Annotated in this window: 8 protein-coding genes; 6 read left to right on the top strand and 2 right to left on the bottom strand. The window is 32.5% G+C overall.

Annotation, left to right across the window (positions count from 1 at the left end):
• Positions 1-78: 78 nt before the first annotated feature.
• Entirely contained in the window at positions 79-1494 is a 1416-nt protein-coding gene (locus tag LDL23_RS04625) for an L-serine ammonia-lyase (protein ID WP_291264665.1), read from the bottom strand.
• 148 nt (positions 1495-1642) lie between these two features.
• Here LDL23_RS04625 and LDL23_RS04620 point away from each other — a divergent pair, with 148 nt between their 5' ends.
• The 3 genes from LDL23_RS04620 (at position 1643) to LDL23_RS04610 (ending at position 5316) form a co-directional block, all read left to right on the top strand.
• Positions 1643-2551, top strand: coding sequence for an EamA family transporter (locus tag LDL23_RS04620; protein WP_291264664.1), 909 nt, complete (start codon positions 1643-1645; stop codon positions 2549-2551).
• A gap of 135 nt (positions 2552-2686) precedes the next feature.
• On the top strand, positions 2687-4570 hold the full coding sequence (gene dnaK / locus LDL23_RS04615) for a molecular chaperone DnaK (RefSeq protein WP_026726671.1): 1884 nt from the start codon (positions 2687-2689) through the stop codon (positions 4568-4570).
• Between the two features lie 119 nt (positions 4571-4689).
• The gene (locus LDL23_RS04610) at positions 4690-5316 is read left to right on the top strand and encodes a hypothetical protein (RefSeq protein ID WP_291264663.1); all 627 of its coding nucleotides are present in this window, start codon (positions 4690-4692) and stop codon (positions 5314-5316) included.
• Between the two features lie 57 nt (positions 5317-5373).
• Here LDL23_RS04610 and LDL23_RS04605 read toward each other — a convergent pair whose 3' ends face one another.
• A complete protein-coding gene (locus LDL23_RS04605) occupies positions 5374-7815 on the bottom strand; it encodes a zinc-dependent metalloprotease (RefSeq protein WP_291264662.1) in 2442 nt (813 codons plus the stop codon).
• A 280-nt stretch (positions 7816-8095) separates the two neighbouring features.
• On the opposite strand from LDL23_RS04605, the gene LDL23_RS04600 reads away from it, so the two are divergent.
• The 3 genes from LDL23_RS04600 to LDL23_RS04590 form a co-directional block, all read left to right on the top strand.
• On the top strand, positions 8096-9046 hold the full coding sequence (locus LDL23_RS04600; protein WP_291264661.1) for a nitronate monooxygenase: 951 nt from the start codon (positions 8096-8098) through the stop codon (positions 9044-9046).
• A gap of 34 nt (positions 9047-9080) precedes the next feature.
• Positions 9081-9470 carry a hypothetical protein gene (locus LDL23_RS04595; protein WP_291264660.1) on the top strand — a complete coding sequence of 130 codons (390 nt, stop codon included), beginning with the start codon at positions 9081-9083 and terminating at the stop codon, positions 9468-9470.
• Positions 9471-9553: 83 nt separating this feature from the next.
• The coding region (locus LDL23_RS04590; protein WP_291264659.1) for a hypothetical protein at positions 9554-10000 on the top strand (447 nt) is incomplete at its 3' end.

The raw sequence follows: 10000 nt of genomic DNA, 5'->3' as shown, positions 1-10000 counted from the left end.
AAGGCATTTTCCTTGAAAGTATTCCAAGAATCAAAACCAATAAAATAAGGATAAAATAATTTAGTCGATTACTTTTCATTAACAATCTGCTAATCCAACTGCAACCGCTAAACCACCTTCTGAAGTTTCTTTGTATTTGGTATTCATGTCTTTAGCCGTTTCCCACATGGTGTTGATTACTTTATCCAATGGCACTTTTGCATTTAAAGCATCGGTTTCTAAAGCTAATTCTGCTGCATTTATGGCTTTAATTGCACCCATAGTATTTCGTTCAATACATGGAATTTGCACTAAACCACCAATCGGGTCGCAAGTTAATCCTAAATGATGTTCCATTGCAATTTCGGCTGCCATCGTAACTTGAGCTGGAGTTCCCCCCATCAATTCACACAAAGCTGCTGCTGCCATAGCACTAGAAACTCCAATTTCTGCCTGACAACCGCCCATAGCTGCTGAAATTGTAGCTCCTTTTTTAAAGATAGAACCAATTTCGCCTGCAACCATTAAAAATTGTTTGATTTCTTTTTCGCCTGCTTCGTGATTTTCGATTACCAAATAATACATCAAAACGGCTGGAATAACTCCAGCACTTCCGTTAGTAGGAGCAGTAACTACACGACCTAATGAAGCATTTACTTCATTTACTGCCAATGCAAAACAACTTACCCATTTTAAAATCTGACGGAATTTAACTTCGGTTTGTCTGATGATTTGTAACCAAGAATACGGATCTTCATAAGGTAAAACACCAATTAAGTTTTTGTGCATGTCATACGCTCGTCTCCTAACATTAAGTCCACCAGGAAGAATTCCTTCTGAATGGCAACCAATGTACATGCATTCTAACATCGTATCCCAAATGCGAAGCAATTCGTTGTGAATTTCTTCTTCGCTACGCATGGTTTTTTCGTTTTCGTAAACGATTTCTGAAATCTTCTTGTTTTCTGCCACACAAAAAGCTAAAAGTTCATCCGCTTTTTCAACTGGAAATGGAAAAGTATGTAAAATTTCTTCTTTGTGATGGTCTTCTTTTTCTTTTACCACAAATCCGCCACCAATCGAATAATAGGTTTCTGAATAAGTCTCAGTATCAGTTTTAGCGGTAAAAGTTAATCCATTGGCATGAAAAGGTAAAAAGTTTCGGTTGAAAACAATATCAGTTTCAAAACAAAACGGAATTAAAATTTCATTTCCTAAGAAAATTTCTTTCTTGTTTTTGATGGCAGAAATAATCACATCAATACTTTCCACCGGAATATATTCTGGGTCAGCGCCGCTTAAACCAAGCATTACTGCTAAATCTGTTGCATGCCCTTTTCCTGTTAATGATAAGGAACCATATAAATCTACTTTGACACCAATTATGTTATCAATTAGATTGCGATTGCGCAATTCTTTTAAAAATTGTTCGGCAGCACGCCAAGGTCCAAGAGTGTGAGAACTTGAAGGTCCAACACCAATCTTTAACATATCAAAAACAGAAATACATTCCATAAATAGTTCTTTAGTATAGCAAAGATAGTTTTTAAAATTGAAATTATGCAACACGTAAAACAGTTCAATTGTTACAAATCTTTTGAATTAATAACATAAAATTGGGATTTGGTTTCCTTCTTTTTTAGTTCTTTTGCAAAAAAAAGTAATGCCAATAAATAAGTATTTTTTAGCTGCTCTTATTGCCTTTGTTATTTGGGGATTTTTCAGCTTGGCTTTGAAGCCTTTAACGGATTATGCTTCACTAGATATTTTATTCTTCCGAGTTTTTATTGCTACGGCTTTCTTATTGGGAATTAATTTATTTTTTAGAAAATCAGTTGTTGTTGAAGCGAAGAAAACCTTCAAAGAACTTTCAAAGAAAAAACAAAAATCAGCTGTAATCATGACGATTGTTGGCGGACTTTTGTTAGTATTAAATTGGTTTTTATTCATTTACGCGGTGAATCATGTGAGTTTGCAATCGGCTTCGTTTGCTTATATAATTTGCCCAATTTTAACCACCGTTTTAGCTTTCATATTATTAAAAGAAAGAATCGATGTTTGGCAATGGATTGCAGTAGGATTATGCGTAATTAGTTGTGTAATTTTATCTTACGGAAATTTTAAAGATTTGATTTACAGTGTGATAATCGCTTTAAGTTTCGGATTGTATTTAGTTTCCCAAAGAAAAAATAGTGATTTTGATAAATTCTTGATATTGACCATTCAAATGGTAATTTCTTCAGTTATTTTATTACCGTTTTATCCGAGTTATGGTGGAGCAGTTCCAACCGAATTTTTATTTTATTTGTTACTTTTAATCATTGTAATCGTCTTCACGATTATTCCTTTATTCCTAAATCTATACGCTTTAAAAGGATTAAATTCGTCAACTGTTGGGATTTTAATGTACACCAATCCGTTGATTCATTTCTTTTTAGCGATTTTCTATTTTAAAGAATCGGTTTCGGTTGCCCAAATTGTTTCTTATTCCTTGATTTTGATTTCAATCTTGGTTTTTAATGTTGCTAATTTTAGAAATTTAAGTCAGAATAGAATAAAAAAGTCGGCATAAAACGACATTTTGTCAGTTTAAAAAACCTGACAAAAGCTGTTTTCTGTCAAATTTATATATTTTTCGTTATGGCACAATCATTGAATTAGAGTCATCGAGTTTAAAATCGAAATTTAAAATCTAACAAGTATAAAAATGAGCAAAATTATTGGAATCGACTTAGGAACAACCAACTCATGTGTGGCTGTAATGGAAGGTGGAGAACCTGTTGTAATTGCAAACGCAGAAGGGAAAAGAACAACACCATCTGTAATTGCTTTTGTAGAAGGTGGAGAAATTAAAGTTGGAGATCCGGCAAAAAGACAAGCAGTAACTAACCCTACAAAAACGATTGCTTCGGTAAAACGTTTTATGGGTAACAAGTATACTGAAAGTGCAAAAGAAGCTTCAACAGTAGCTTACAAAGTGGTTAAAGGTGATAACGATACGCCTCGTGTTGATATCGATGGTCGTTTATACACACCGCAAGAATTGTCTGCAATGACACTTCAAAAAATGAAAAAAACAGCTGAAGATTATTTAGGTCATTCAGTTTCTGAAGCAGTTATTACTGTTCCAGCTTACTTTAACGATGCACAACGTCAGGCTACGAAAGAAGCAGGTGAAATTGCAGGTTTAAAAGTAATGCGTATTATCAATGAGCCAACAGCAGCAGCTTTAGCTTATGGATTAGACAAACAAGGTAAAGACCAAAAAATCGCAGTTTACGATTTAGGTGGAGGTACTTTTGATATTTCTATCCTAGAATTAGGAGACGGAGTTTTCGAAGTATTATCTACAAACGGAGATACTCACTTAGGTGGAGATGATTTTGACCAAGTAATTATCGATTGGTTAGCAAACGATTTCAATGCTGCTGAAGGTGTTGATTTACGTAAAGATCCAATGGCATTACAACGTTTAAAAGAAGCAGCTGAGAAAGCTAAAATTGAATTATCAGCTTCTGCTCAAACAGAAATCAACTTACCATACGTAACAGCTACGGCTTCTGGACCAAAACACTTAGTTCAAACATTAACAAGAGCTAAATTCGAACAATTAGCTGAATCTTTAGTAAAACGTTCTATGGAACCAGTTGCTAAAGCTTTAAAAGATGCAGGTTTATCAGTTTCTGATATTGACGAAGTGATCTTAGTAGGAGGTTCAACTCGTATTCCTGTTATCCAAGAACAAGTGGAGAAATTCTTCAACAAAAAACCATCAAAAGGAGTTAATCCTGATGAAGTAGTAGCAATTGGAGCTGCAATTCAAGGTGGAGTTTTAACTGGTGAAGTAAAAGACGTATTATTATTAGACGTTACACCACTTTCATTAGGTATTGAAACTATGGGAAGTGTTATGACAAAATTAATTGAGTCTAACACGACTATCCCAACAAGAAAATCACAAGTTTTCTCAACAGCAGCAGATAACCAACCATCGGTAGAAATCCATGTTTTACAAGGAGAAAGACCAATGGCAAATGATAACAAAACAATTGGTCGTTTCCATTTAGATGGTATTCCACCAGCACCAAGAGGAGTTCCTCAAATTGAAGTAACTTTCGATATTGATGCAAATGGTATCATCAAAGTTTCTGCTACAGATAAAGGAACTGGAAAATCGCATGATATTCGTATCGAAGCTTCTTCAGGTTTAACTCCAGAAGAAATCGAAAGAATGAAAAAAGATGCTGAAATGAATGCTGAAGCAGACAAATTAGCTAAAGAAAGAGTTGAAAAAATTAATGAGGCTGATTCGATGATTTTCCAAACAGAAAGTCAATTAAAAGAAATTGGTGATAAATTAACTGCTGAGCACAAAACTGCTATCGAATACGCTCTAACTGAATTAAAAATGGCTCACGAAAATCAAGATTTAGAAGCTATTCAAAAAGGTTTAGACAACGTAAATGCAGCTTGGAAAACAGCTACAGAAGAAATGTACAAATCACAAGAGCAAGGAGCTTCTCAAGCTGAGCCACAAGCAAACGCTTCAGGAGACCAAACTCAAGATGTAGATTTCGAAGAAGTGAAATAATTTTCAAATCGAAGATAAATCTAAAACCGAGTCAGAAATGATTCGGTTTTTTTATTTCATAAAAATCAATCGTATCTATTTTTTTGTATATTAGGAACTTAATTTAACAACCTACTATTATGAAAAAACTATTTTTACTTCTTGTTTTATTAGTGTCAACTGTTGGTTTTGCTCAAAAAGGCAAAGGAAAATCAGCTACAAAAAATGTTGTTTTAACTACAGTCGATAATATTTCAGCCGAAATTATTTCTGAAAAAACAGGGAAACGAGTAGTATTATTTGTTAAAAAAGAAGGAAAAGTAGATACATTGGAAGTAAAAAAATTAGACAAAGCTGATTTTAAACCAACTGGCTTTGTTGTAAAAAGTTTTTCAACGCAAGGAAAAAAGTTTTATCATGTGAATTGGAAAGAAGAAATTAAAATTGATACCAAATTAAAAAAAGAGAATGGAGTGGTTACCGAAGATCAAATTTGGGATACGGAGACAAAAACACTCCTTTTAGGTAATATTCACAAATCATCAAATATTAAAGAAACCATATTTTTAGATGCTAATAAAACGGCTTCTCACGATGTGGAAAAAAACAGAAGTGAAGGATTTGAATTTACACTTAACCCTGATGGAAGTTTTGTGATGAAAACAAAAACTCAAAATAGTACATATGTTTACAATACCGTTTCAAGTAAATATGAGATGAAAGGAGCTCCAAAAACTTCAGGATCAGGAACCAAAAAGAAAAAATAATCAATTTAAAATATAAAAAAAGGGATGACAATTAAGTCATCCCTTTTTGTTTTCAACTTATTTAGGTTTCATTGCATTTTCAATTCTTGCAACTAAATCGTTTAGGTGAAATTTCGTCAAACGATCTGCAGAACCAGACGCAGCAGCTTTTAACTGATTTTTTAATTCATTTAATTGACCACGTGCAATCGATGGAATATCGGTATCAGCTAAAACAATTCTTCTACCACTAAAGAAAGTAACATTTGTTTTTTCTGTTGACATGGTTTCTATCAATTTAGAAACAAATAGTTTTTGTAAATTTCTTCTATAAATATCAATAGGTGCGTTAGTTTTTATTTCAGAGAAAATTCCTTTTCTTAAATCGCTCATTAATTCATCAACAGAATAATTAGCTTTGTTTTGAGATGAAGTTTCTAATAAACGAACTAATCGATCTCCAGCTAATAAACTAGAAAGAGTTCCATCTTGAATTGATTTGATAGCTTCAACTCCGTTTTCTGGTCTAATTTTAGACAAAATGTTTTGGTCTAATAACCATTTTGGAGTTTTAAATAATTGCTCGTTTAAGAAAGCAACGGCTTCATTTTGAATAGCTGATGGAACTACTTCATATGTATTTCCATCCATATCATACGTTTTTGGAGTTTCGTAAATACCACCAACATTTTTGGTAACGTGACCCATATAACGTCTGTACTGACCTGTCAAAGAGTTATATAAACCGTTTAATTCATCATAATCTTCACCGTTTTCTTTGCTCCATTCAATTAAGTTAGGTAAGATTCTTTTTAAATTTTTAATTCCATAATCAGAAGCTTTCATAGCGTTATCACCTAAATCTTCTGTTTGATATCTTGGATCATACGGATTTGTTTCAGTACCAAACCATAAACGACGATTTTTGTAAGCTTCTTTCGTCATTTCGTTTAATAATGCTTTTTCAGCATCTTCGTCTTTAGCATCTTTAAAGTAAGAATAACCCCATTTAATTGCCCATTTGTCATAATCGCCAATTCTTGGGAATAAATCAGTTACACCGTCTTCTGGTTGTGCTACATAATTAAAACGAGCATAATCCATAATTGATGATGTATGTCCGTTTTTCTTTTGAAACTCTGGATTTCTCAACATTTCTACTGGAGTTGCAAAACTTGCTCCCATGTTGTGACGAAGACCAAGTGTATGGCCTACTTCATGAGCTGCTACAAAGCGAATCAATTCACCCATTAATTTATCGTCAAATTTTTTGTTTCTAGCTTGTGGATCAACAGCAGCAGTTTGAATTAAATACCAATCGCGTAATAAACTCATGATGTTGTGGTACCATCCAATATGACTTTCCATAATTTCTCCAGATCTTGGATCGTGAACATTTGGACCGTAAGCATTTTGAATTTCAGCTGCAAAATATCTCAATACCGAAAAACGAGCATCTTCTAAACTCATTGTTGGGTCATTTTCAGGCCAATATTCGCCTCGAATTGCATTTTTCCAACCAGCAAATTCAAAGGCTTCTTGCCAGTCGTCGATACCTTGTTTGATGAAAGGTTTCCATTTGTCTGGAGTTGCAGGATCTAAATAGTATACAATAGGTTTTTTAGGTTCAATTAGTTCACCTCGTTTTTGTTTTTCTGCGTCTTCAGCATTTTTAGGTTCTAAACGCCATCTTACAGCAAAAATATCGGTATCGGCTTTTTGAGAATCTTCTTCAAAAACATCGTATCCATTGGCAAAGTATCCAACTCTTTTGTCAAAAGCACGTTTACGCATTGGATTTTCAGGAAGTAAAATAAAAGAAGTGTTTAATTCCATTGTAACCACACCAGCATCTAATCCCGCTGGTAAATCTACCCCAATTTTTGGTGTTGGATTTCTTGATATTTGAGGCGCAACGGTCGTAAACGTTTTTGTTGTTCTAATCTCGGTATTAATTGGAAAACTCTTTACAAACTGAATAAACGATTTGTCTTTCTGAAAAGCTTGAATGCTTAACATTTGTTTGTTAATTGAGTTTAATGAAAATGTTTGTAAATCAGAATCAAAAGCAGGAGTCATATCAATAACACTAGCAATATTTTCTTTCCCTGATTTATCTTTTTTGTAAGCTAAAATATCATAAATTCCAATAATTGGATCAGCACTTGAATTTTTAACCGATTTTGTAATTGGTTTGTCTTCATCAGGTGTCATAATTACATAAGTAATCGAACGAAGAAGAATAGTATTGTTTTGTCCTTTTTCAAAACGAACAACTTGACGATTAACTTCCTCACCACCAAATATTCCTCCACCAGCAGGAGTTTTAGAATATCTTGTGATGGTCATAATTTCTTTTCCAATTAAAGAGTCTGAAATTTCAAAAAGGTATTTTTCACCTATTTTATGAACATCAATAAGTCCATTTTGCGTTACCGCAGTTGAATCAATTACTTTTTTATAAGGTTTTGGTTCTTTTTTAGCATCGGGTTTTTTAGCATCTGATGCAACGGTTTCCATTTTGATCTTGTTTGTTGTCTTCTTCTTGCTTTTTGTTGCACTGCAAGAAAATAGAAATAGTACCAAAATACTACTTAGAAGTGTAAGTTTGTTTTTCATTATTAAGTTAGTTTGTTCAAATTTATTTTAAATCAGAGTTTTCTCTAATTAAATTAAGTTTTTATTAAGAATTTTAACAATTTTTTTCACATTTTTGGTTAAAAACAACATAATAATAATTTTTATATGCATGCATAATATTTTTATTTTTTCTTATATTTGAAAATAAATTCAAATAAAAATGGAAAAACAATCGTTGACTTCGCTTTTACAAATTACACATCCTGTAATTATGGCTCCTATGTTTTTGGTATCAAATACTAAAATGGTAATTGAAGGTATGAAAAGTGGTGTAGCAGGTTGTATTCCGGCATTAAACTATAGAACTTTAGAAGAATTAAAATCCGCAATTCACGAATTAAAAGCAGCCAAAGTTCCAGGCGGAAGTTTTGGATTCAATTTAATTGTAAACAAATCGAACGTTAAATACAAAGAGCAATTACGTATTTTATGTGAAGAAAAAGTTGATTTCATTCTAACTTCGTTAGGTTCTCCAGAAGAAACTATTAATGAAGCGCATAAAGTCGGAATTAAAGTATTTTGTGATGTTACCGATTTAGCTTTCGCTAAAAAAGTAGAAAGTTTGGGAGCAGATGCATTAGTAGCAGTAAACAATCAAGCTGGTGGACATAGAGGAAATATTAGTCCAGAAGAATTAATAAAATCTTTAAATGAAAATACGTCTTTACCCGTAATTTCAGCTGGTGGAGTAGGAAGTAAGGCCGATTTAGATAAAATGCTAAGCTATGGAGCGGTTGGCGTTTCTGTAGGAAGTCCGTTTATTGCTTCAATTGAATCTGGAGTTTCTCAAGAATACAAACAAGCTTGTGTAGATTACGGAGCGAAAGATATCGTAATGACAGAGCGAATTTCGGGAACACCATGTACAGTAATCAATACGCCTTATGTTCAAAAAGTAGGAACTAAACAAACTTGGTTAGAAACTTTATTAAATAAGAATAAAAGCCTAAAAAAATGGGTCAAAATGATTCGTTTTTACATCGGAATGAAAGCCACAGAAAAAGCGGCAACTCAAGTAACTTATAAAACCGTTTGGGTAGCGGGACCAAGTATTGAAGATACGAAAGCTATTTTGCCTGTATCTGAAATTGTATCTAAATTAGTTAAGTAGTTCATTTATACTTACATTTGCAAAAATAATTTAATTGAAAAGAGTCACTCATTATATCATTACTACTTTAATCGTTTTTGTATTCGGTTATTTGTTGTTGCATAGTAATGTTACTTTGGCTGTTGCTCAACCTATAAAAAAGGAATCTACAAAAGAAATTTCGCTTCATTTTAATCAAGGAAAAGTTGATTTTAATCAAGAAGGAATTCAAAAAGAATCGGTTTCATTAAATACGAATCAAAATTATTCGAGTTCAACAGAAATCGTTAGAAAGCAAATTCCTTCGTTTTTATTACTAACTTCTTTAGTTCAATTGGAATTATTCAATAAAAATAGTTTTGAAGTTTTCTTCGTGAAAAAGAACTTTTTAAATCTGTTTTTAAATACATCTAGAATCATTTTTCCGTTTCATTATTTCTGGTAAAATTTATTTTAAGTTTTGTTAATCCCTTGTAAATAGGATACTTGGGAAATCTTATTATACACTTAATTTAAAATAAATTCAAAATGGATATTACCAACACTATTATAGGAATCGTATTCTTTTCATTAATTATTATTCCAATTTTCATCATTAACAATAACGTTAGAAAAAGAAAAAATCAATTATTAAACACATTAAACGAATTATCGTCAGATAAAAACACCAAGTTCTCAGATACCGATTTTTGGTCAAACAATTCAGGAATTGGTTTAAAAGGCGATAGTTTAGCTTATTTTAGAAAAGCAGATGACACTCAAGTTAATGAAGTTGTTGATTTAAAAGAGATTAAAAAATGCGCCTTAGTTCAATTTGATAAGCATGGAAATACTCCAAAAAGCAATCATGAAATCAACAAATTGGCATTGCATTTAACATTAAGTAACCACAAAGAAATTCATTTAGTTTTCTTTCATGCCGATGCGAAAAATTTTATCATCGGTGAAGAATTTAGAATTGCTAAAAAATGGTTA

It is taken from the genome of Flavobacterium sp. (assembly GCF_020217025.1).
In the GTDB taxonomy this organism is placed as follows: Bacteria; Bacteroidota; Bacteroidia; order Flavobacteriales; family Flavobacteriaceae; genus Flavobacterium.
The sequence above is the reverse complement of the archived record's forward strand: the minus strand, read 5'-3'. Positions and strand labels throughout refer to the sequence as shown.